The 21408-nt window shown below is 61.6% G+C and carries 20 protein-coding genes and 1 pseudogene; 13 read left to right on the top strand and 8 right to left on the bottom strand.

Annotation, left to right across the window (positions count from 1 at the left end; all coding sequences use genetic code 11):
* Nucleotides 1-521: 521 nt before the first annotated feature.
* From P9236_RS28580 to P9236_RS28570, 3 genes are all read left to right on the top strand, one after another.
* The gene (locus P9236_RS28580; RefSeq protein ID WP_224570941.1) at nucleotides 522-992 is read left to right on the top strand and encodes a hypothetical protein; all 471 of its coding nucleotides are present in this window, start codon (nucleotides 522-524) and stop codon (nucleotides 990-992) included.
* Nucleotides 985-1119 (top strand): hypothetical protein, encoded by a 135-nt coding sequence (locus P9236_RS28575; protein ID WP_256754986.1) that lies wholly within the window; start codon nucleotides 985-987, stop codon nucleotides 1117-1119. Before P9236_RS28580 ends, P9236_RS28575 begins: the two co-directional genes overlap by 8 nt.
* A 174-nt stretch (nucleotides 1120-1293) precedes the next feature.
* The gene (locus P9236_RS28570) at nucleotides 1294-1539 is read left to right on the top strand and encodes a hypothetical protein (RefSeq protein WP_063169243.1); all 246 of its coding nucleotides are present in this window, start codon (nucleotides 1294-1296) and stop codon (nucleotides 1537-1539) included.
* 189 nt (nucleotides 1540-1728) lie between these two features.
* Here P9236_RS28570 and P9236_RS28565 read toward each other — a convergent pair whose 3' ends face one another.
* The gene (locus P9236_RS28565; RefSeq protein ID WP_024505560.1) at nucleotides 1729-2118 is read right to left on the bottom strand and encodes a hypothetical protein; all 390 of its coding nucleotides are present in this window, start codon (nucleotides 2116-2118) and stop codon (nucleotides 1729-1731) included.
* A gap of 706 nt (nucleotides 2119-2824) precedes the next feature.
* Here P9236_RS28565 and P9236_RS28560 point away from each other — a divergent pair.
* The 3 genes from P9236_RS28560 (at nucleotide 2825) to P9236_RS28550 (ending at nucleotide 6229) form a co-directional block, all read left to right on the top strand.
* A complete protein-coding gene (locus tag P9236_RS28560) occupies nucleotides 2825-4039 on the top strand; it encodes a cation:dicarboxylase symporter family transporter (protein ID WP_210326676.1) in 1215 nt (404 codons plus the stop codon).
* A 150-nt stretch (nucleotides 4040-4189) separates the two neighbouring features.
* On the top strand, nucleotides 4190-4495 hold the full coding sequence (locus P9236_RS28555) for a thioredoxin domain-containing protein (protein WP_126057771.1): 306 nt from the start codon (nucleotides 4190-4192) through the stop codon (nucleotides 4493-4495).
* A gap of 732 nt (nucleotides 4496-5227) precedes the next feature.
* On the top strand, nucleotides 5228-6229 hold the full coding sequence (locus P9236_RS28550; RefSeq protein ID WP_063169241.1) for a zincin-like metallopeptidase domain-containing protein: 1002 nt from the start codon (nucleotides 5228-5230) through the stop codon (nucleotides 6227-6229).
* A gap of 157 nt (nucleotides 6230-6386) precedes the next feature.
* On the opposite strand, the gene groL is transcribed toward P9236_RS28550, so the two are convergent.
* The 3 genes and pseudogenes from groL to P9236_RS28535 form a co-directional block, all read right to left on the bottom strand.
* A complete protein-coding gene (groL, locus tag P9236_RS28545) occupies nucleotides 6387-8042 on the bottom strand; it encodes a chaperonin GroEL (RefSeq protein WP_063169240.1) in 1656 nt (551 codons plus the stop codon).
* A 65-nt stretch (nucleotides 8043-8107) separates the two neighbouring features.
* Nucleotides 8108-8401, bottom strand: a pseudogene (gene groES / locus P9236_RS28540) (co-chaperone GroES); the annotation flags it as partial.
* A 62-nt stretch (nucleotides 8402-8463) separates the two neighbouring features.
* The gene (locus tag P9236_RS28535) at nucleotides 8464-8811 is read right to left on the bottom strand and encodes a hypothetical protein (RefSeq protein WP_063169239.1); all 348 of its coding nucleotides are present in this window, start codon (nucleotides 8809-8811) and stop codon (nucleotides 8464-8466) included.
* A 1010-nt stretch (nucleotides 8812-9821) separates the two neighbouring features.
* Between P9236_RS28535 and P9236_RS28530 the strand changes: the two genes are divergently transcribed.
* From P9236_RS28530 to P9236_RS28500, 7 genes are all read left to right on the top strand, one after another.
* Entirely contained in the window at nucleotides 9822-10145 is a 324-nt protein-coding gene (locus tag P9236_RS28530; RefSeq protein ID WP_024505644.1) for a DUF736 domain-containing protein, read from the top strand.
* 181 nt (nucleotides 10146-10326) lie between these two features.
* Nucleotides 10327-10596, top strand: a complete 270-nt coding sequence (locus tag P9236_RS28525; RefSeq protein WP_024505645.1) for a helix-turn-helix domain-containing protein — start codon at nucleotides 10327-10329, stop codon at nucleotides 10594-10596.
* Nucleotides 10593-11141 (top strand): S26 family signal peptidase, encoded by a 549-nt coding sequence (locus P9236_RS28520; RefSeq protein ID WP_024505646.1) that lies wholly within the window; start codon nucleotides 10593-10595, stop codon nucleotides 11139-11141. Before P9236_RS28525 ends, P9236_RS28520 begins: the two co-directional genes overlap by 4 nt.
* Nucleotides 11129-11812 carry a lytic transglycosylase domain-containing protein gene (locus P9236_RS28515; protein WP_024505647.1) on the top strand — a complete coding sequence of 228 codons (684 nt, stop codon included), beginning with the start codon at nucleotides 11129-11131 and terminating at the stop codon, nucleotides 11810-11812. The genes P9236_RS28520 and P9236_RS28515 overlap by 13 nt, the downstream gene beginning before the upstream one ends.
* A gap of 178 nt (nucleotides 11813-11990) precedes the next feature.
* Nucleotides 11991-13961 carry a relaxase/mobilization nuclease RlxS gene (rlxS, locus tag P9236_RS28510; protein ID WP_063169238.1) on the top strand — a complete coding sequence of 657 codons (1971 nt, stop codon included), beginning with the start codon at nucleotides 11991-11993 and terminating at the stop codon, nucleotides 13959-13961.
* 355 nt (nucleotides 13962-14316) lie between these two features.
* The gene (locus P9236_RS28505; protein WP_024505649.1) at nucleotides 14317-15303 is read left to right on the top strand and encodes an ATP-binding protein; all 987 of its coding nucleotides are present in this window, start codon (nucleotides 14317-14319) and stop codon (nucleotides 15301-15303) included.
* 17 nt (nucleotides 15304-15320) lie between these two features.
* Nucleotides 15321-17789 carry a S8 family peptidase gene (locus P9236_RS28500; protein ID WP_063169237.1) on the top strand — a complete coding sequence of 823 codons (2469 nt, stop codon included), beginning with the start codon at nucleotides 15321-15323 and terminating at the stop codon, nucleotides 17787-17789.
* 206 nt (nucleotides 17790-17995) lie between these two features.
* On the opposite strand, the gene P9236_RS28495 is transcribed toward P9236_RS28500, so the two are convergent.
* Genes P9236_RS28495 through P9236_RS28480 form a run of 4 tightly spaced genes read right to left on the bottom strand, consistent with a single transcriptional unit; the run spans nucleotide 17996 to nucleotide 20950 of the window.
* On the bottom strand, nucleotides 17996-19555 hold the full coding sequence (locus P9236_RS28495; RefSeq protein ID WP_024505651.1) for an E2 ligase fold family C protein: 1560 nt from the start codon (nucleotides 19553-19555) through the stop codon (nucleotides 17996-17998).
* A gap of 3 nt (nucleotides 19556-19558) precedes the next feature.
* The gene (locus P9236_RS28490; protein ID WP_024505652.1) at nucleotides 19559-20047 is read right to left on the bottom strand and encodes a Mov34/MPN/PAD-1 family protein; all 489 of its coding nucleotides are present in this window, start codon (nucleotides 20045-20047) and stop codon (nucleotides 19559-19561) included.
* Nucleotides 20044-20661, bottom strand: coding sequence for a putative metal-binding protein (locus tag P9236_RS28485; RefSeq protein ID WP_024505653.1), 618 nt, complete (start codon nucleotides 20659-20661; stop codon nucleotides 20044-20046). Before P9236_RS28485 ends, P9236_RS28490 begins: the two co-directional genes overlap by 4 nt.
* Nucleotides 20654-20950 (bottom strand): DUF2604 domain-containing protein, encoded by a 297-nt coding sequence (locus tag P9236_RS28480; protein ID WP_024505654.1) that lies wholly within the window; start codon nucleotides 20948-20950, stop codon nucleotides 20654-20656. The genes P9236_RS28485 and P9236_RS28480 overlap by 8 nt, the downstream gene beginning before the upstream one ends.
* Nucleotides 20951-21408 lie beyond the last annotated feature (458 nt).

Raw genomic sequence — 21408 nt, 5'->3', positions numbered from 1 at the left:
GCGGCGACATGACGAGTTCCACTTCCCCATCGACAAGCCATTGGGAGATGAGCCGCCGGACCGCATATCCGGGACCGCACATAAGGTGAACCACCATTGCTCATCCGGCTGCATTTTCCTGGGCCGTTCGACGAGGCGTTCCAGCCGAATTGACGTCCAATGACTTGATCTCTGAAAGGGCAGGGCGGTACGAATCACCCGACTGTTCCGCTGCTTACATTCCTGCGAGCTTGTGTATGAACGATTAAAGCGTGCCCGAGCCGTTCTTGGTGGCCGCCGCAGAAGGGAATCATGTCATCCGCTGCCTATCGTAGGCGGCGCGACTTCTAGCATGACTGCACTGCCCCGACAGGGCTTTGCAATCGCGCGTTTCGAAGCCTATGCTTTGGCATCGGCCGGCATTTACTTCGGTGCAGCCGACAGTAAGACGTACGCGCTCTTGCCCCGTTGGAAGAGAGCCTTGCCCGATCCCTCTTTCGCGACCAGGTGCTGAAGCCCTCACCCCGCAGGACTTCGCGCTTTTGCGACCATCGCTGCATCACGTCGAACCGGGCATCAAGGACAAGTTGGAGGTCGCGCATCAGCCGATCAAGAACGTATATTTTCCCGAGAGGGGCATCGCGTCGGTGGTCGCCACCATGACCGGCGGGCGGCAAGGTGAAGTCGGCATTGTCGGCTATGACGGGATGAAAGGAATTGCCGTCATTCTCGGAAAGGAAAGCACTACCTGGCGCCTGCCGGTTGAAAACCTTCGCCCTGCGATTAGCCCGTCGCTTCGCACCTCAGTGCTGGACTATGCCCACGCGTTCCTCGTCCAATCATGCCGGACGGCACTGGTCAATGGCCACTCCAAGGTCGAAGAACGGCTGGCCCGCTGGCAGCTGATGGTCCACGACCGTGCGGAAGGAGATAAGATCCTCCCGACGCATGAATTTCTGGCGACCATGCTCGCGCCCACCGCCCGGGGTCACCACGGCCCTGCAAATGCTTGAGTATCGAGGACTGGTGCACGCCAAGCGCGGCGAGATCACGATCATCGACCGTGCCGGATTGATAAAGCTCACACATGGCGCTTATGACAAGGAGGAGCAGCGTTATTTCGGCCTGGCCGCTGCCTGAAGCATGTCGGTTGAAACGGGTTCAGCCGACGTCTCCTTGCCCCTCACCAGGTCGCCCAAAAGCATCAGCGGTTTTGAACGAATCGCAGCGATTGTCCGCAATCGGACATAGGCTTGAAGGCGGTCGAATTCGTGCCATAAGTCGGGTTGGTCAGGGTTCAGGGAGGAATTCGTCATGACCAATTCGTTTCACACCGTCACCGTCGAAAAAGCCGCAGAAGCCTATGTCCTTTCCAGGGGAAGGGTCCGCTTTCTCTCCATGGCGCAGGCGATCCGCGCCATCCGAACACTAATGCCGGCATGCAAGGCCACCGACCGCGAGTTGGAGGAACTGTTGGCGGCCGCTTCCTTCGTTCATGGCGTGCCCGTCGCCTTCGACACAAAAACAGCCGATGGTGTAGAACCACGGCTGCATTCCTAAGAGGGCATGCCGCGCCATGCAGACTGTCAGAGGGCATTCGTCAGATGGTAGTCCGCTAACTTAACTGCAGAGTCTAAAGGACGTGTTCCAGCATTGCGAACTCACCGATCGCTTTGTTGCCAAAGCTGCCAGCAAGCGATCGCCTCATCCAGCCGTTTGCACCATCTCATCACAGACATCATCGCGATGCTACCTGTCCAGCATATGTCCAGCATTTCGCAAGGCGGCCAGAAGGAGCCTCGCATAGCCTGTGACATCGATCTGGGCCTGCATCGAAAGGGGCATGCTGGTCCAGTTCTCCAACGGTGCAATGAAAGGTGAGAAGGTGCCATTGACAAGGCAACAACAGCTAACAAGGCCCTCTCGGTCCAATGCCACCACACCGATCTTGTCGCCTGGATATCCAATGGCTGCGACTCGCTGGACCTCCAGGTCACCGTCCACCCGCACGTCAAAAAGAAGGCTACCACGGCTCCTCGTGGCTATCTCAGCCGCCTTCTCATCAAAGCTTGAAGAGAGCAAGCGGACGCTTTCCACCGCCATCTGGAAAATCACCAAATCCAGTTCATTCACGGCCATATGGGCATTTCCGCGCAACGGGTGGTGATTGCAATGACACATACTGCTTGTTCACAGATGTCGGTCACGAACGATCATTCGTCGGGTTCCGGTTCCGACCAACGGTGTCGCCACCTGATCGTGCTGCGGTTCGAACCTTCCGAACGCGAGCCGAGCGCGCTATGAGGTTGGAGTCTAGGTCTCGGACCCTGCCTCGCGGCCTGCTCATCTTTGGCAGACCCGTTGCAACGCCGCCGCGATGGCGCAAACGCCAGATGACGCTGATCCATCGCTTGATCGTGAACTGAGCTTCTGAACACCATTGGGACAGCAGGGTGGAAGGGCTTGACCAACGCTGCCCCCGTTTTCCAAGAGGACCCGTCCTCGATTGAATCTTTCGAGCCCCGTGCAGCGCGCAGCCAAATGATGACCATCTGGACCCAGCTCGCAGACCGCAAGGCAAAGAGGGAACCTTCCAGGCAGCCAAGCTGCGTCGACGCAAAGAGCGGCCTTTGGAGTTCCCAGAATCGACCCTTCCATAGTTGCGACAGGCAACCACTGCACGAGTGTGGGAGAGCGAATCGCAAGCATTGCGTGAGGTCCTGCGCGTTTTCCCCTCTTGCTATTTGGCACATCGTTTGCGCCGAAGTGGGCGCAGCGTTCGACCGGAGCACTGCATGGGAGAGGGAGGAGCCCCACCCCGATCCGGTCAAGGAGAGAGACGGTGTTGGTTCCAAGAGTTCCCCGCGCGATCTTAGCGCCCCGCAAGCGCCATTTTGCCCGGACCTACGTGCAGGTACTTGCCGCCATAATCCTGGGTGCCGCAATCGGCTATTTCCATTTGGAGACCGGCCACAGCCTGAAGCCGCTCTGCGATGCCTTCGTCGATGTCGTCAAGATAATCACCGTACCTGTCATCTTCCTGACAATGGCGACCGGCATTGCCGGCATGAGCGATCTGCAGAAGGTCGGCCGAGTTGCCGCCAAGGCGATGGTTTATTTCCTTACCTTCTCGACGCTAGCACTCCTTGTCGGGCTGATTGTCGCGAATATCGTTCAGCCTGGCGCCGGCCTCAACATCGATCCGGCCTCGCTCGATGTCGAAGCCGTTAAGGGCTATGTGGCCACGGCTCACGAGCAGTCCGTGACCAGCTTCCTGATGAACATCATCCCGTCAACGATTGCCAGTGCCTTCGCGGAAGGCGACATCCTGCAAGTCTTGTTCCTCTCGGTCCTGTTCCTCTCGATCCTGTTCGGCGCGGTCTGCCGCTACAACGGCCGCTCGCTCTTCTCTCTCGTCCGATACATCAAGGACGAGCTGCTGCTCGCAATGTCCTCCTCAGAGGCCGCGCTGGCCTCGCTCATGGAGAAGATGGAAAAGGCCGGCGCCACGCATTCGGTCGTGGGTCTCATTCCATTCAATCTGGACGGCACGAATATGATGCTCGCCGCCCTTTTCATCGCCCAAGCGACGAAAACTGATCTCCCGATCGGCTGCCGGATCCTCATGCTGTTTGTCGCATTGTTCCCTTCGAACGGAACAACCCGCATTACCGGTGCAGGCCTCGTCACAATGGCTGCAACGCTCTTTCTTGTTCCGGCCGCACCGGTCACCTCCGTGGGGCTTATTCTTGGCGTCGATCAGCTTATGTCCGAATGCCACGCGCTGACGGTTTTTCTCCGCAGCGTAGCGGCAACGCTGGCTGTCACCCGGTCCGGGGCGAGCGGGATAAACGACGATTCGGGGAGCGCCTCACTAGCGGACCGTTCAGCGCTCTGGCGGTGGACGGTCAAGTCGCCCGGCGTGGTGAACACAATTCCCCGTGCGAACGACGCTCAGCTATTGGGGTGGACCCGATGGCGCAAAGCCGTATTTGAGAAACCGCCAGATCGCACCGGCACCTGTGCGCCTGTAGCAACTGCGGGGCACGATCAAAACTGACCCATTTTACACCAAAAAGGCGGCCGTTGCTGCCACGCCGTCCATGGATTGGAGACTCATGTCTAAGCCGACTGCCATCACTGTCGCAGCTCTTCTTTTACTCCTCGCCTTGCTGGCGAGCCAATATAGCGCGAACCTGCACCGGCAGGCGTGGTCGACCGACAGGCAAAAGTGGAGCGGCGCATTCGACAACGATCTCCTTCGCCAATCGCCGGCAACCCGCAAGGCGATGCCGTTCTGGTCATATTCAATGACTACCACAACTGTCCGCATTGCAGACTGGCTGATATCAACTACCAAAAAGCCTTCAAGCATGAGCCCAATCTGAAGCTTGTGATCAAACAGTTCCCGGTCCTGGGACCGGATTCCCAATTCCCAGCCTTCGCCGCACTCGCCTCGAGAAAACAGGGAAAGTTCGACGAATTCCACCGCGCCCTTATGATTTCCCCCAGTTGAAGGGTCACTCTCAAGATCGCAGCGCGTGTAGGCCTTGACGTTGAGCAGCTCAAGCGGGAATGCAAGATCCGGCCATCGCAGATGAAATGCGCGCGTCCGCGCACTCGCGAAAGGTCTGCACTTAGACGGTACGCCCGCGTTGGTGGTCGGCGATATAGTGGTCGCCGACCTTGTGGACATGGCCAGCTTGCAACGCTTGCATCGCCGATGCGCGCTCAAAGCGTGCTGGCTCTCGTGCGGGGCAGCATCTGTAGACCGGCCACGCTGTTGTTGCCGGAGCGTGCCGTTTGTGGCAGCTGGCTTTGCTGTCGCTCCTCGTAATCTTGTTGCGGTCATCCAGCTGCCGTGGGCGCCAACAACAATCCTGAGCGCCCGCGCCTGAAGTCGCTGGCCGGGTGCTCGTGAACCGAGCCCGCTTTTCTTCGGCAAGCTCAGGCGGTCTTGGCCCTGCGGCATCGCCCCCTGGCGCGGGGCAGCCTTCGGCTGCTGACGGTCGCCGGCCTGTCGGCCGGCGTCTTTCTATTGTGGCCTTCCCCCTGGCGCAGGGTGGGCAGCACTCCCTTCTAGGCCCGCCGCGGCGTCCCGCAACCCTTCGCTTGTCGCTTTCGGGTCCTCCACTCCGTTCCGGTCCTGCTGATGCAGTCCGCCTCCGACGGCGGGCCTTTCCGGTCGCTTTTGCCGCCCACCCCGCTTCCGGGGAGGGCGCGCGATTGTAGAGCGGAGGACATCACGATGCGTGCAAACAACAAACGTTGCGGCAGCCGACAGGCTGGCGCAGACAGCGGCGGGCGCACCGGCGCCAGCCTTTATCAGGAAATCACCGACCGCATCATTGCCGAACTGGAGCGCGGCACCGTGCCATGGGTCAAGCCGTGGGGCAGGGCAAGGACAGGCCTCGGCCTGCCGCGGAATGCGGCCACCCAGCGCCGATATTCCGGCATCAATATCCTGATCCTGTGGGGCGCGGTCATCGAGCGCGGTTTCCCCAGCCAGAACTGGCTCACCTTCCGGCAGGCGCTTTCGCTTGGCGGCAATGTCAGGAAGGGCGAGCACGGCACCACCATCGTTCACGCTGACCGCTTTGTTCCCAAGAACGAAAAGCAACGCGCCGACACCGATGGCGACGAACCGCAGGCGGTGCCCTTCCTGAAGCGCTTCACCGTCTTCAATGTCGCGCAGTGCGATAATCTGCCCGAACATCTTTACGCCGCCGGCGAGCCTCTGCCTGAGCGCGAGATGGTCCCGCAGGCCGAGGCGCTCATTCATGCAACCGGCGCTGATTTTCGCGTCGGCGGCGAGCGCGCCTTCTACATGCCCGGCAGCGACACCATACAGGTGCCGCCGCAGCCGGCTTTCTTCCACCAGATCGACTATTACCGGACCTGCTTTCACGAGCTTGGCCACTGGACCGGCCACCCGAGGCGACTCGCGCGCGACCTGTCCGGCTCCTTCGGGTCCAACACCTATGCGCGCGAGGAACTGGTCGCCGAAATCGCATCAGCCTTCATCTGCAGCAGTCTCGGCATCGAGCCGACCGTGCGCCATGCCGACTACATCGGCTCATGGCTGACGGTTTTGCGCGAGGACAACCGCGCCATCTTCCGCGCCGCAAGCCATGCCTCGAAAGCCGCCGATTTCCTGCTTGGCCGCAATGTCGATGTCGAAGGCGAGGCACATGCCGAAACCGCCTATGGGAGCGCGCAATCCTCACACGCGACCGCCTTGCGCCTCTGATGACGCAAAGCCGCGCGCAACCAACTCGACAGTTCTTTTGAGGTTGCCCTAACGCCGATGGCCGGCGTTGGCGTCGATCGTTCATCGGACCGAGGTTCGCAAAAAAAGAGGGCGGCATTGATGCCGCCCTCTCGTTGCGAAAGCTGCCAGAGCTGGATTAGAAATCCATGCCGCCCATGCCGCCCATGCCGCCGCCGCCCATGCCGCCAGGCATGCCGCCGCCAGCCGACTCCTTCTTCGGAGCCTCCGCGATCATGGCTTCGGTGGTGACCAGCAGGCCGGCGACCGAGGCCGCGTCCTGAAGAGCCGTACGGACAACCTTGACCGGATCGACGATACCCATGGCGATCATGTCGCCATACTCGCCGGTCTGGGCGTTGTAGCCGAAGGTCGCGCCCTTGTTCTCAAGGATCTTGCCGGCAACGATCGATGCTTCCGCACCGGCGTTGGCCGCGATCTGGCGGGCCGGAGCCTGCAGCGCACGACGCACGATGTTGATGCCGGCGGCCTGGTCGGCATTGACGCCGGTGGCCTTGATGTTGGCCGAAGCGCGCAGCAGCGCGACGCCACCACCAGCAACGATGCCTTCTTCGACGGCCGCGCGGGTCGCGTTGAGGGCGTCATCGACGCGGTCCTTCTTTTCCTTGACTTCGACTTCCGTCGCACCGCCGACGCGGATCACCGCAACGCCGCCGGCGAGCTTCGCCAGACGTTCCTGCAGCTTCTCCTTGTCGTAGTCCGAAGTGGTCTTTTCGATCTGCTGCTTGATCTGGGCAACGCGGCCCTGGATCTCGGCCTTCTTGCCGGCGCCGTCGACGATGGTGGTGTTCTCCTTGGAGATCGACACCTTCTTGGCGCGGCCGAGCATGTTGAGGCCGACGTTCTCGAGCTTGATGCCGAGGTCTTCCGAGATGACCTGGCCACCGGTGAGGATGGCGATGTCTTCCAGCATGGCCTTGCGGCGATCACCGAAGCCCGGCGCCTTGACGGCGGCGATCTTCAGGCCGCCACGCAGCTTGTTGACGACCAGCGTGGCCAGAGCCTCGCCTTCGACGTCTTCCGAGATGATGAGCAGCGGCTTCGAGGTCTGCACGACGGCTTCGAGAACCGGCAGCATGGCCTGGAGGTTGGACAGCTTCTTCTCGTGCAGGAGGATGTAGACGTCCTCGAGTTCGGCAACCATCTTGTCGGCGTTGGTGACGAAGTAGGGCGAGAGGTAGCCGCGGTCGAACTGCATGCCTTCGACGACTTCGAGTTCGGTCTCGGCGGTCTTGGCTTCCTCAACCGTGATGACGCCTTCGTTGCCGACCTTCTGCATCGCTTCGGCGATCATCTTGCCGACCGAAGCATCGCCGTTGCCGGCGATGGTGCCGACCTGGGCAACCTCTTCGGAGGTCTTGATCTTCTTGGCGTTCTTGATCAGGGTCGCAACGACGTCGGTTACCGCGAGGTCGATGCCGCGCTTCAGGTCCATCGGGTTCATGCCGGCGGCAACGGCCTTGTGGCCTTCCTGGACGATCGACTGCGCCAGAACGGTCGCGGTCGTGGTGCCGTCGCCAGCGATGTCGTTGGTCTTCGAAGCAACTTCGCGGACCATCTGCGCGCCCATGTTTTCGAACTTGTCCTCAAGCTCGATTTCCTTGGCGACGGTGACGCCGTCCTTGGTGATGCGCGGGGCGCCGAACGACTTGTCGATGACCACGTTGCGGCCCTTGGGGCCGAGCGTGACCTTCACCGCGTCAGCGAGGATGTTGACACCGCGCAGCATGCGCTCGCGGGCATCGCGGGAGAATTTTACGTCTTTGGCAGCCATTTTTAGCTCCTGGCAGGGGCTTCAATCGAGCCCGGGAATTCAGTTGACGAAAGGGCCTGATATGAGCCGATGATGCCCATGATGTCGGATTCCTTCATGATCAGAAGGTCTTCGCCATTGAGCTTGACTTCCGTGCCCGACCACTTGCTGAACAGGATGCGGTCGCCGGCCTTGACGTCCAGCGGGACCAGCTTGCCAGCTTCGTCACGAGCGCCGAAGCCGACAGCGATGATCTCGCCTTCCTGCGGCTTTTCCTTTGCCGTGTCGGGGATGATGATCCCGCCAGCGGTCTTGGATTCGGATTCGACCCGGCGAACGACCACGCGGTCATGCAGCGGGCGGAACTTCGACTTTGCCATTTTCGGATTTTTCCCTGGTGCGCTGTTGAGGGGTTTTTGTTAGCACTCGCGATGGACGAGTGCTAACGCGATAGTGAGGTAGGCTGTAAGCGGGCACTCGTCAAGACGGACGAGGGCAGGCGAGGAGCTCTGGCCCCCTCCCCGGTGGAACCCAACGCATACGCGGCATCCGCGTTGATGGCTGCGAGCCCCACATTTCCATTGAATTCGGCGTCATGACGCCAACTTGCTCGCGCCGCTTCCAAGTCGTCAGTCGTGCTGCCGTCAGCACGAACATAGGGCTGCGCTTCACTTCCCGTCGAAGCCGCGGCAAGCAGCGTCGCCGTCAGCACGCTCCTTTGCAGATGCTTGCCAAAGGTGGACAGTGAGCGCACCTGCGCCGGGCTGTTGGTGCGAACGTAAGACGTCATTGACAACTCCTTTTTGCAAGTCGAGCCCCTTCTCCACCTTCGGCCGCCGTCGACGCGAAGAAGTCCGCATCGCGTTGAAGACGAGCTGCGAAAAAGAGAAAGATGTGTTTGATGGCTGCGGCCCCAACGGTGCCTTCAGATTTGAGATCACTTCCGCCGCGAGCGGCTGAAGCTCCTCGCAACGTCAAATCGAATCTGCTGCCAAGCCTCCAGGAAAGGAGAGCATTGCTCATCTCGCGCTTGTGCATGCAGTCAACCTTCGATCCGTGTTGCCACATCAAGAGCAAATGCCGTGCCAAAGCTCACTGGGAAGTGAACGCATGGCTCTCCCTGAAAACCTCACAAATCCAGCATGGTCAATTGTGCGGAACCCGACATGCGTCTTCTGCCACTGTCAGCTTTCGGACAGGCATGACGCGTTTCGCGCCGACCACCGGTCGATCGGTTTTGGGGCCGGTCTGTTCGCCTCATAAGAGCGCGTTACATTGCGTAGCGGTTTCCCGAGCGCCGCCACATGACACTGGACCTGCAGGTAGCACCGGCTTCTCATCCAGCCTTACTTTGGCCCCCTCGCGTATCAAATTCCCGCTGGCGAGCCCTGCTTTCATAGATCGCACCATGCCGGATGTCTGCTCTGGCGCCCGACCCGCTGGCACGATCTCGATCCGGCATAAGGGCGCAGCATCTTTGCAGGCCGTTTCATCCCGGCGTCCTGCTTGGCTGACAGACCGCACTTGGCGAGCGGTCTCCATGCTCTCTCCAAGGACCATCCCTGCGGCTGGCTTGTCGACCTATGGGCGGGTCCGGCCGCCCGAAACCCTCGCGCCATCAGCTTTTTTCCCCGCCGCCTGCGGCGGCTTCCTCGCGCCGCTTCGCTCACAAAAAAGCTGCCCGCTCGGGTCCTTCACTGTCGCTGCGGCCCTGTCGGATTCAGGCGGTCCTGACGCGCCCATTACGGTGCGCCATCGCAGGGGATGGTCCCCGGCGAAACCACAAAAGGAGACTTCGAAATGACCGCGATCGGTTACGTCAACAAGCAGGAAAACGGCGCCTACAAGGGCCAGTTCAAGACGCTCAGCGTCCGCGCCGACATCGATATCGTCCCCAACCAGGCCAAGAGCGCCGATAACCATCCCGACTTCCGGGTGCTTACGCAAGGGGTCGAAGTCGGCGCTGGCTGGATCCGCACCGGCGAGACTTCCGGCAAGGATTATGTGAGCCTGTCGATTGCAGCGCCGGAGTTCGGACCGCGCAAGCTCTACGCCAATCTCGGCCGAGCCGCCGGCCAGGACGATCACGACACCTACGCCATCATCTGGAACCCGGCCGACTGACCGGCCGAGATAAGAGCCTCGCGCCGCAGCCCCGGCGCGGGGCTCATTCCCAGGAGTTCCACCCAAACCCCGTCCGCCCTAAAGGGCGGCGAAAACTCTCCCCCGACTCTTCGCCCGTCCCCGAGACGATCTCCCTCGCCCATCCTCGCCCTCGCTTGTCCGAAGCGAAACGAGGATCATCATGGACGACGAAAACGAACGCGCGGCCCGCGCGAAAAAGGGCAGCCCGTTTCTCAGCACAGCCCAAGCCGCCTTCTATATCGGGCTCTCCCAGCGCACGCTCGAAAAGATGCGGCTCAAGGGCGGCGGCCCGAAATTCCGCAAGCACGGCCGCTATGTCCGCTATCACATCGACGAACTCGACCATTGGTCGAAAGGACACCCGCAGCACTCCATCGCCGGCGATGGCAAGGCCGGTTCCGGCCAGGGCGGCACGGGAGGCCGTTCATGAGGCGGCGCCCTTCCATCCATCTGATCGGCAGCCGCCTGAGGCGTGTTCGAGCCCGTAAGACGGTCGCCTTGGCCGCGGCCGGTCTCGGTCTTTTGGGCTTCACGGCGCTGGGAAAGCCCGCCCCTTGGCTGGTCTGGAACGCCTCGGCCAGCGCGCCGATCGGCCTTTACCGCATCGCTGCGGGAGCGCTGGCGCGTGGCGATCTCGTGCTCGTGCGCCCGCCTGAATACGCGGCGTATCTCGCCGCCGAGCGCAGCTATCTGCCTCGCAATGTGCCGCTGGCAAAACGTCTTGCAGCGCTGCCGGACGATAATGTCTGCGCCTTCAATGACGCCATCATCATCGGCGGCGACATCGTCGCGCGCCGGCTCAAAATCGACGCCGAAGGCCGACCTTTGCCATGGTGGAACGGCTGCCGAGCGCTCGGGGATAACGAGGTTTTCCTGCTCGGCAGCGACAAAAACCGCTCCTTCGACAGCCGCTATTTCGGGCCTGTTCCCACTCAAAATGTCATCGGGAGGCTCGTACCACTATGGACCGAGTGACCCTCCTCTTGTTGGGCATGATCGCCATTGCGCCATGCGCCTGTTCCGCCTCGACCGGCGCTGAGCCGGTCGCCATCTCCCAAAGTCCGCAGCTGCGAAAGTGGCAGACGTTGGTATCGGAAGCAAGCCGGCGCTTCCATATTCCCCAAGCCTGGATCTATGCCGTCATGGCTGCCGAAAGCGGCGGCAAGACAATGCGCGGCGGCCGCCCCATCACCTCCCCCGCTGGCGCCATGGGCCTCATGCAGGTGATGCCCGGCACCTATGAAGAGATGCGGGTCGAACACGGCCTTGGGCCTAACCCCCACGATCCGCGCGACAATATCCTGGCCGGCACGGCCTATCTCAGTGCCATGTATGACCGCTTCGGATTTCCTGGCCTGTTTGGCGCCTACAATGCCGGTCCCGAGCGCTACGACGAGCATTTGAAGCGTGGCAAACCGCTGCCAGAAGAGACCGTCGAGTACCTCGACCAACTCAAGGCGGCCGGAGTTTCGGCGGCCGACATCGAGGCGTTCGAAAGCCAATCTGTCGCTCCAAAGGCGCAAATCGCTCCTCTCGGACGGTCGCTGTTCTTCATTCATGACGGTGTTCACTCAGGCGTGCGAAACGGCGATCTCTTCGTGCCGCTCGGCAAGGACGGCGCGCAGCCGAAGGAGCCGGTGCGTTAGCCATGGCGGACGGGGGCGCGTCTGGCGGGGCTGGGCGCGGAAGGCAAGATAAAGGTACCGCCTCCAGGAGGCGGTTAAATCTTTGTCTGCACATCGTTTTTCCGGGAGGCTGCCGCCGGTGCCAAGAGGGTTTGACGTGTAAGTGTCTGATTTTGCTTGATATGTCTGGGAGGCTCGCATTAAGGATGACGAGTTCAGGCCGAAGCTCGGCAAAATCGGGTCGCGCGGCTCGAAGGCCGGCAAACGCTATGCCGGCCAGGTTCGTGCGGCGATCAACCGGGCTGGCGGCCGGCCGCAACGCGGTGGTCGCTTCACAGGAAGCCGGACAGGGCGCGGCGGGGCGGCCGCCGCACTGCTGAAATCGCGCGACCGGTATGCCGCCTTCCGCCAGCGCCGGGTGATCGTCAAGGCGCGGGTCGTCAAGCTCGCCGGCAAGGGCGCGGACGGGGCGCGTGCCCATCTACGCTATCTTCAGCGCGACGGGGTCACCCGCGAAGGTGAACCTGGCGAGCTCTACGGCGCCGACAGCGGCCGCGTCGACGGCAAGGCGTTCATCGATCGCGCGGACGGCGACCGCCATCAGTTCCGCTTCATCGTCGCTGCCGAAGACGGCATCGAGTACGACGACCTCAAGGCGCTGACGCGGCGGCTCATGGCGCAGATGCAGGAAGACCTCGGCACGAAGCTCGACTGGGTCGCGGTCGATCATTTCAACACCGGCCACCCGCACAGCCACATCATCGTCCGTGGCAGGGACGACCGTGGCGAGAACCTGGTCATCGCGCGCGAATATATCTCATCTGGCATCCGCGAGCGGGCGGCCGAGCTGGTCAGCCTCGATCTCGGTCCGCGAACCGACCGCGAGATTGAGCTTCGCCTGCGCCGGGAAATGGAGCAGGAACGCTTCACCAGCATCGACCGTCGGCTGCTCAGCATGCGTGATGATGACGGCCTGGTCTCGCCGGGCGGTCCCGACGCCATTCGCCAGACGCTGCACCAGGGACGGCTGCGCAAGCTCGAGCGGATGGGTCTGGCCGCGGAGGTCGGCGCTGGCTCCTGGCGCCTCGACGATGAGCTCGAAGCCACGCTGCGCCGCACCGGCGAACGCGGCGACATCATCAAGACCATGCACCGCGAACTGACCGGCAAGGGGCTTGCCCGCAGGGCCGCCGACTGGGTGATCCACGATCGATCCGGCGAGCCCGTCCAGTCTCTCGTCGGTCGCGTTGTCGCGCGTGGACTGGCCGACGAGATCAATGACCGCCATTACATGATCGTCGACGCCGTCGACGGTAAGAGCCATTGGATCAACATCGGTAGAGGCGAGGCGATGGAAACGATGCCTAATGGCTGCATCGTGCGTGTCGCGCCAAGGAACACCGAGCCGAGGCAGGTCGATCGTACCATCGCCGAAATCGCCGCCGCGCATGGCGGCCGTTACGACGTCGATATGCACCTGAAGCATGACCCATCCGCCACCGAGAGCTTTGCGCGAACGCATGTGCGGCGGCTGGAGGCGATCCGCCGCGCGACCGGCGGCGTTGAGCGAGAGCCGAACGGCACCTGGCTCATCGCGCCGGACCATCTCGATCGCGTCGCGAATTATGAGGGCCAGCGGGCCAGGGCCGAGCCTGTCGTTGCCGACAAGCTCTCCTCAATGGCGCTGGAGCGACAGGTCAGCTTCAACGGCGCCACCTGGCTCGACCGGGAGCTGGTTGCCGATAGACCCGAGCCTTTGCACGGATCCGGCTTCGGCCGCGACGTGAGAGAGGCGCAAGCTCGCCGGCGGCAGTGGCTGATCGCGCAAGGCCTCGCGCATAAAGAACAGGATGGGATCGTCTATCGAGCCAACATGCTTTCGATCCTGCGCCAGCGAGAACTGAACCGTGTTGCTGGCCAACTGTCGGAGGAACTTGGCCTGCCCTATGCCGAAGCGCGATTCGGAGGACGAGTAGAGGGTACGCTCCGCCGCTCCGTCGAGCTTGCCAGCGGAAAATATGCCGTCGTTGAAAAGTCGCGCGAGTTCACGCTGGTGCCATGGCGGCCGGTGCTTGAGCGCCATGTGGGCAAGGAGGTCTCCGGTGTCGTGAGTGGGGAGGGGATTTCATGGACCGTCGGCCGGCAAAGGAGCGGACCTGGTGTTTCGTGAGATGGTGTACAGCTTTTTAGCCAGCGGCGCGGGCAGCCATGCGAGCCCGCGTAGACCTTATGGCCGCACGCCCGCAATCGGTCGCATGGACCTGCCAGGCGGGGCGGCTTTGGAGCGTTCGGACCCGACACGCTGCGTGAGTGGCCAGACTTCGAGCGCTCGAAGATGCGGACTGTTGTCTGCTGGCCGGCGTTATTCCGGCTGGCCTATGACCGCGGCGCAACAGTTCACCGCTGAAGTTGCCACGGGCGAACATCGACAAGAGAAAAAACACCATTGCGCGTTACAAATCGCCGTTGAAAGCGTTTAGGTTGCATGCGCTTCGCCAAGTAAACGGATACCCCAGAAGAGAGCCATGACCACGGCCCGCCATATCGTGACGCTGCTTAAAAGCCACATTGCCGGCGACGAGGATCGTTTCCTCTCTATCGCGATGCAGCTTGCTGCGCATGAGGCACGTCAAGGCCATGGCAAGCTTGCTCAGGAGCTCAAGGATCTGGTCGACGCAGCCAAGAGCAGGGACGCCCGGATTGCCAAGAGCAGTCGGCCGGTTCCCCTTTTTCAGCCAAAGGGCGAACTCGCAGGCCTCCTGCATGTGCGCTATCCGGACCTGCGACTGACGGACATGATTTTGCCGGACAGTCTGCGCTCGCGCCTGCACCGCGTGCTGGGAGAGCAGCGCCAACAAGCAAGCTTGCGCGAGCACGGGCTTGTTCCCCGTCGCAAACTGCTTCTGGTCGGCCCGCCAGGATCAGGCAAGACGATGACCGCATCGGCATTGGCCGGGGAGCTTCATCTGCCCCTTTTCATGATCGTCCTCGATGGTTTGATCACCAAGTTCATGGGAGAGACTGCCGGAAAGCTGCGGCTTGTTTTTGATGCAATGCAGGCGACGCGGGGCGTCTACTTCTTTGACGAATTCGATGCCATCGGCGCGCGTCGAGGCGAACGCCAGGATGTTGGCGAGATTCGGCGCGTGCTGAATTCGTTTCTGCAGTTTCTCGAGCAAGACGACAGCCACAGCCTGATTATTGCGGCAACAAATCATCCCGAGCTGCTCGACAGAGCTTTGTTCCGCCGTTTCGACGATGTCATCGAATACGCCGTGCCCGATCGGCCGATTATCGAGGCGCTGCTTCGGGCTCGACTCGACCGCTTCGACACCAGAGGGCTTGCCTGGAACGAGGCGATCTCTCAGGCAGAGAGACTGTCGCAGGCCGAGATCACCCGCGCGGCCGACGACGCTGCAAAAACCATCATATTGCGGGGGGGGAAGCGGATCACCTCGGAAGCGCTCATCGACGCTCTGAAGGAACGCCGGCAGGCTTCGCTGTCTGAGTAGCGACAGCACAGATCATAATGGCAGACGATTTTCCGCGCGACCGCGCCCATATCCACCTTCGCAACAACGGCATTCGGGAAGCCTATCGGCGGCCCAACCAACTTATACATGCACCGCCGCTGCCGGCGCGTGATCGGGCGTCGCATGCTGCGGCCTTGACGCAATCCATCGAACAAGCGGTCGAAAGTGCACGCCAGCAGATTGCGGCGCGTGACCCCCAGCTGTCGGTCGGCACGCCTGGCTTTTACCTCGAGATCGATCTGCCCATGTCCGGACGGGCGGCCCTCGACCAGTTGGCCGATCGTCGCCAGCACATGGAGCTGGTCGCCGTCCATGAGCCAACTCAACCCGGTGCTCCCATCACAGCGTCGGTGTTCCTGCCGCAAAGCGCGCAAGCCTATTATTTGCGGAAAGTCGAGGCGTATCGAGACGTTGACACTGACCGCGGCAGACCGCGCAACGAGCCGCTCGTCTCCCGCATGGAGACAGTCAGGCTGGCGACTGCACGATCGTTGTTTACCGACCACGACGACCTCTTCCCCCAGGCCGCTGACGAGCAGGTGTGGTGGGAAGTCTGGCTGCGCGACGGTCGCCGCGAGAACTTCGAGCACATTGCCGAAGCCCTGAACATCACTTTGCGCACGCATGCGGTCAGGTTTCCGGAGCGGGTGGTCATGCTGGCACTCGCCAGCACGGCAATGCTCGACCGCATGATTGCGCACAGCGATGTCGTCGCCGAGCTGCGGCGCGCGAAGGATACGCCGTCCTTCTTCATGGGCCTTGGCGGCGCGGAGCAAAGGGACTGGAGCGACGAGCTTCTCGGGCGCGTCAGACCGCCTCAATCCGATATTGCGGTCTGCATTCTCGACAGCGGCGTACGTCGCACCCACCCGTTGATCGAACCCGCACTTGCCGTTGAAGACTGGCACACCGTCAAACCGGCATGGGGCAGCGACGACACACCTGCGTGGAGCGGCCACGGGACGCGAATGGCAGGTGTCGGCCTGTACGGTGATCTGGTCCCGCTCCTGGTCGGAGGCGATCCAGTTCCATTGCCCTTTCGGCTGGAGAGTGTCCGTATCCTTCCGCCAGAAGACGAGGCAAACGATCCAGAACTCTATGGCTCGATCACCGCGGAAGCGATCGCCCGCGCCGAGGTGCAGGCGCCGGAGCGCCGCCGCGCGATCGCAATGGCTGTGACAAGCGCCAGTCCGGCGCGTGGAAGGCCCACATCGTGGTCTGCCGCTATCGACCAACTCTGTTTCGAAGAGGAGCAGCGACGCTTGATCGTTCTCTCTGCCGGCAACATCGGCGATGACCTCATGCCGGCCGAGCATTTGACGCGCAACGATCTGGAAGCAGTCGATGATCCTTCTCAGGCCTGGAATGCGCTGACGGTCGGCGCTTTCACAGAAAAGGTCGATATCATTGACACCGACTTTGCGGGCTACGCTCCGATCGCGCCGGTCGGCGAGCTCTCGCCGCGCAGTCGCACTTCGGTCGTTTGGGACAGGCAGTGGCCGGTGAAGCCCGAGGTCGTCTTCGAAGGCGGCAATCTCGCCCATGACGGTGTGTTGCCTGGCGAGCCGATCGACGATCTGCAGATATTGACCACTTTCTATCGACCCGAACTGCGCCACTTCACCACCCTCGGAGATACGAGCGCGGCAACGGCCCATGCCGCACGGATGGCGGGACTAATTCTATCAGCGCGCCCCGAGCTGTGGCCTGAAACGGTTCGCGCCCTGATCGTCCACTCGGCCGAATGGACTCCGGCGATGCGCGCACGCATCGATGCGTGCAACGGAGCGAAGGGCGAGATCCAGGCGCTCGTGCGGCGCTATGGTTACGGCGTGCCAGATCTTGGGCGCGCGCTTCTGTCAACGGTGAACGACCTCACGCTTATCGTTGAAGATGAGCTTCAGCCTTTCCAGCGCGAGGGCGGCGCGGCTGCCAAAACGCGTGACATGAAGCTGCATCGCCTGCCTTGGCCGAAGGAGCAGCTCGCGGCGCTCGGCGCTGCCCAGGTCGAGCTCCGCGTCACGCTGTCCTATTTCATCGAACCCAACCCCGGTGAACGCGGATGGACCCGCCGGCATCGTTACGCGTCCCATGGTCTTCGGTTCAGAGTAAAGTCAGCGACCGAGACAGTCGACGAATTCCGAGCCCGCATCAATCAGGCCGCTCGGGACGAGGAGGAAGGGGCGCCTGCTGGAGGCGGAGAAGAGTGGCTGCTCGGCACCTTCCGCGATCGCGGCTCGTTGCACGCCGATTTCTGGTCGGGCAGCGCCGCCGATCTCGCCGAGCGTGATGCGATCGGCGTGTTCCCGGTCGGGGGCTGGTGGAAGGAGAAGCCTTACCTGGAACGCGTCGACGCTCTGGCTCGGTACGCCCTGATTGTGACGATGCGGGCGCCTGGGGTCGATGTTGACATCTTCACACCCGTCGAAGCAGCCCTGACTGTCGAGACGTCGGTCGAGACCTGATGCAGCACTGTCCAAATCGGCCAACAACGGAGGTTTGACCAGCCTCTGGTGCCATGGCGGCTGGTGCTGGATCATCACGTCGGCAACAGGGATCATGCGCGGAGGACGATAGGCCGGCAAAGGAGCGGGCCAAGCGTGTGATAATGGCGCCCATGGTCACGCCCACAAGCCGCGCCCCCTGCGTCTACGGAGAGGTGCGCGTCTGTTTAGGCGGCCGAGACATCGCTTACCTGATCAACGCGCTCGCCGTATTTGCGCCTGTAAGCGGCAATGAAATCGTCGTCGCTACAGATGCAGCGGCCGCTGGAGTCCTTGGCCTTCGGATCGTGCAAGTGAGAGCCAAGGGGGCGCAGAAGATTCACCCGAGTGCTCGTCGTCGGGCTCATGGGAAACCCCGCACTATGTTTGACCAAATCCGCGGCAAGCATAATCCCGGCAAGCACCGACTGAAAGGCCATCGGAACCACAGTTCGAACGCGGCGACTTCCTTCGCTAAGCTGGAACACCAGACCGCCGCAGATAGCCTGCTGATAAAAGGAGCGCAGGGGCTGGCCGACAAACGGGGCTAGCGGTTCAAACGGCACAGCCATCGCTGTAGCCACGCGAACTACAAAGTCGTTGGGAACTCCGGCATTGGTCTGCAGGAGCGTTTTCACCTGCTCGTGTGCTTCCGGTATTCCGAGTTCCTCGGCAATCAGCTGGTGCTCGTCCTTGGATTTTCCGGATGGCAGGTACATGCAACAAAGGCAAGCCTGGCCGTCATCGAAACCATGCCGGGAGATACCGAGATCGTGCTCCTGCGTCCAAGCGTTTGCGATCCATCGCGGCAGTGCACCTTGGACAGCCAGACGGTCGGCGGCGGTGTCAAGCGCCACACCCACTTGGTCGAAGACCCAATTGCCCCGGCGCGCAACATATTCTGCCCACGTCAGAGGGTGCGCCTCGACCTCAAGGGCAGTCGATCTAAGGGCGGTGGCTGCAAGAACCGCTTTGGACATACCAATCTCCGCCTGGCCAGCCAATGCGTAGCGCTGCAGGTTTGAGAGTTCGATCGCTTCGTGATCGATTACATGCAGACGACCTTTGAGATCGGGTTGTCTCGCTAGCGCCCAAAGCGAGCCATGGCCTATCGCACCGAGCCCAACGAGGTGGGTTTCGCCAAGGTCGACTGGGAAGTCGATCGGGCCAGGCTCTCCGGCTTTGGTCTTGTCGTAGCTGCATAGCGAGAGGTCGATGGTTTCGTCCAACTCGGCGCCGGTCAACTGGGCAGCGAAGATAGTTCGAAAGACGTTGGCGGCGCCGAAGCAACTGGCGGCGCCAGCTCCATAAGGCAGCAGACTTGGGCCAGAGCCCACCGGGTCCGTACGCGACAGCTTTGCCGCCCAACCGTCCGATCCCACGAAAAAGATCGGGCACCGGAGTGATGGGCGCGTTACCCCTGCAACGACGCAGACGGTGGCAGACTTGCCGGAACGCCGGATGCCGACTTTTGGATTGATCGACTTTGCCAAGCGCTCCAGCGCTTGGGCTTGAGAGCTCGCCGCGCTGTCCAGCGGGAGTATCGCCAGAACCGGGTAGAGCCTAGCGAGCAATCTCACCGCAAGATCTAGTGTCGCCTGGCCTTCGGCGCAGGAAGCGGCCTGATGGTCGAAGGCGACTGCCACGACCTGCTTTTCAAGAGCTGCTTTGAAGTCTCCCAGATGAAAATCGGCCAGGACCTGAGATGCCGCCGTGGCGGCGCGATCGATGAAGTTAGCGAATGCCATTGTTCAACTCGATATCATGATCATTCGCGACAGTGCCGCGGGAGGGAGCGCATTCCATTTGGCCTTTTCGTCAAGCCGATAGGCGGCGACCCGAGCAAAATCGAAAGGCTCGCGGGCGAAATTCGGCACTACCAGCGACAGACACCCAACCGTGGTAGCAACCGCATAAGCGTCGTCCGTCGTCGAATGGTAGGCGCGGCCCGGATGGCTGTGAATCTGGGCCAAGAGTTTCAGGCCGCTTTTGTAGAGCCAGACATTGAGCCGGTGCAGTTCTTCGGCCGCAACGATCACGCAAACGCCATCGTTTGTCCGAATGTGACGCTGCGCCGGGATAACCGTCTCTGTTACGGCAAAGTGCCGCTCTTGCTGAACGCCGACCCAGAGCGCCATCCCCTCATTGCCCTCGCGACCAACTGAGCGCAGATGCCCATGCGTGGTCGAGATGCAGCCGCGCGGGAGAGTCACGATCGTTACATCTCTCAAACCAGTCATTCTTGTATCGCCTGAGGGGATACCACCATTCCTACGATTGTCGGTTGGAGTTGAATCTGCAACTGCTCTATAGGAACGATTCCGTACTTGATGATCTTGTCCAGGATGAAGGCCAAACAGCCTTCGCCAGAACCCCGATGAAGCAGCCATGGATCACCTGAATGGGCTGGATTGTCGTGGTATTCCCGGACGCCCGCCATGCACAGGAATGGTTCGTCCTCGGGACTGTTGGCCTGGATGAAGTCCGTCAGCGGCACGGCGTTCTGCTGGATGAGAGCTCCTATCATCTCCGGCGGCGTTCCGGGCAGCGGCGGACGTCTAAGCATTTTCAGGTATAGATCTTTCCGGGCAATCGGATGACGCGTAAACGGATCGACGAAGACCACGGACGGTGGTCTTAAGTCGTAGTCGGTGAAGTCGACCTCGCTCGCTGCGCTGACCACCCGTGGCTTTAACTTGGGGCTGGCGAAAATGAAGAAAGCGCGCGGAAAGGTCGCCTCGATCAAGAAGCAGCCCTGAGCCCGATAGACATCAGCATATGGCCGGAACCGGCCGATCTCCCGATCAAACTTCGCTCGGGAGACCTCCGGATCCACACTTTGGTGTTTAGGCACCTGCGACGCCCGCCTTCAGGCTGAGGAACAGGGTCACAGTATTCGGGAAACCGAAGTCGCCAAGCTTCTTGTCGACATCGAGCAAGTTGCCGGCCTCATCCTTGAATTCCCAATTCTCGGCTGGTTGGGCGACATTCTGCGTGTTCTCAAGGGCTTTGGTACGAATGACGTGAAGCGGCTGGTTGGGATTGGCTTCGACCTGCGTGGGCTGGCCGTTCACCACCACCGTGATCTCGATCTTGCCCGGTCCGCCGCCGTGATTATCGCCCTTACCCGAATCCTTCGACATTGTCCTACTCCTGTGGCTTGCCAACCGCCCCACGCCCTGGCGCCCACCTGCGAGTGAGACCGGCGGTCTTCAATCGTTCACCCGGCGCCACGGCCGCGAGTACGCGAAAGACAGGGGATAAGCTACCGAATCGGTGCTTGCCTTCTTTTATGGGTGACTTGAGCCGCAAGTAAATGGTCTCAAATTGCTCCTCACAACTATAATCGATTAGAGCAATGCAAAAATATTGGCGACACGCCTATTCATCTGCTCTCTCACTCGCCTGCTCCGTGCTTGGCAAGGGGAGCTTTGACTGCGTCACGCGTCCCCCAAGCAGCCGATTGCGCCGGCAGCGCCGTAGGAACCGTCGTTCAGAGTCTTCACCACTCAAGCAGCCGCATGGATGCAGCCGACGCTCGTCTCCACAAACAGCGCAAGTGGTGCCTTGTTGGATAAGGTCGCCTCGTCCCTGGTGCAGC

The sequence above is a fragment of the Mesorhizobium sp. WSM4884 genome (assembly GCF_029625675.1).
In the GTDB taxonomy this organism is placed as follows: domain Bacteria; phylum Pseudomonadota; class Alphaproteobacteria; order Rhizobiales; family Rhizobiaceae; genus Mesorhizobium.
This window is presented reverse-complemented; position numbering and strand designations above follow the sequence as displayed.